This window comes from Rhizobium sp. FY34, from assembly GCF_005222845.1.
GTDB lineage: Bacteria > Pseudomonadota > Alphaproteobacteria > Rhizobiales > Rhizobiaceae > Neorhizobium.
Genome location: NZ_STFZ01000024.1, coordinates 1 through 1,138 on the forward strand (window position 1 = coordinate 1; position 1,138 = coordinate 1,138).

The 1,138-nt window shown below is 62.7% G+C and carries 1 protein-coding gene; it reads right to left on the reverse strand.

Features of this window, described 5'->3' with window-relative positions; genetic code table 11:
* Position 1: 1 nt before the first annotated feature.
* A partial coding sequence (locus tag E8M77_RS18480) for a methyl-accepting chemotaxis protein (protein WP_246659320.1) occupies positions 2-1,138 on the reverse strand: 1,137 nt, incomplete at its 5' end.

Here is a 1,138-nt window from a genome sequence, read left to right on the forward strand (position 1 = left end):
CTCAGAACTCTTCCCAGTCCTGTGCGCTTGCCACGGCAGCATTGCCCTGGCTGCGCAGTTGCGGCGCACGGGTCGCCGGTGCCGATGCACGCGGTGCAGCTGCCATCCCCGCCGGTGACCTTGGCAAGGGAGCCCGCATCTGGCTGGCAACACCGCGCAACTGTTGCGTCGAAGCGCCGAGCTGGAAGTGCGACAGAAGCTCGCTCAGCTTGTAGCTTTCCTGGGCAAGACCAGCACCGGCCGCGTTCATTTCCTCGACCATCGCCGCATTCTGTTGCGTGGCCTGGTCCATATGGTTGACGGCGGTGTTGACTTCCGCAAGGCCCGAAGACTGTTCATGCGCGGCTGTCGCAATCGCATCCATATGCGTGTTGATGGTCTGCACCAGCTGTTCAATGGCCGAAAGGCCTTCACCGGTATTGCTGACCAGCTTCACGCCTTCGGAAACGGCAACCGTGGAATTGGTGATCAGGCCCTTGATTTCCTTGGCGGCATTGGCAGAGCGCTGGGCAAGCTCGCGCACTTCCTGGGCAACCACGGCAAAGCCCTTACCCGCTTCACCGGCACGTGCCGCCTCAACGCCGGCATTCAGAGCCAGAAGGTTCGTCTGGAAGGCGATCTCGTCAATGACGGAGATGATGTTGGAAATCTGGCGCGAGGATTCCTCGATGCGCTGCATGGCGGTAACCGCATTGCGCACGACAGATCCCGATTGATCGGCACGGGATCGCGCATCACGCACCACATCGCGGGCTTCGCTGGTGCGCTTGGAGGTTGCCACGACATTGGCGGTGATCTGTTCCAGAGCGGCAGCCGTCTCCTCAAGCGAGGCTGCCTGCTGCTCGGTGCGCTTGGCAAGATTGTCGGAGGCGTCGGAAATTTCCTTGGAACCGCTGGTCACGGTCGCAACCGAGCCGCCAACGCTCTCCAGGGCTTCGCGCAACTGGCGTACGGACGTATTGAAGTCGGCGCGCACCGTTTCGAACTGGGCCGAAAGCGGCGTCTCGATTTCGCAGAGCATGTCGCCGGCGGCAAGGCGGCGAAGACTTGCGGCCATGGCACTCGTCGCCTGGTTGAGACGCTCTTCGGCTTCTGCCTCGGCACGCGCCTGAACCTGCGCACGCTCGGCTTCGGCGCG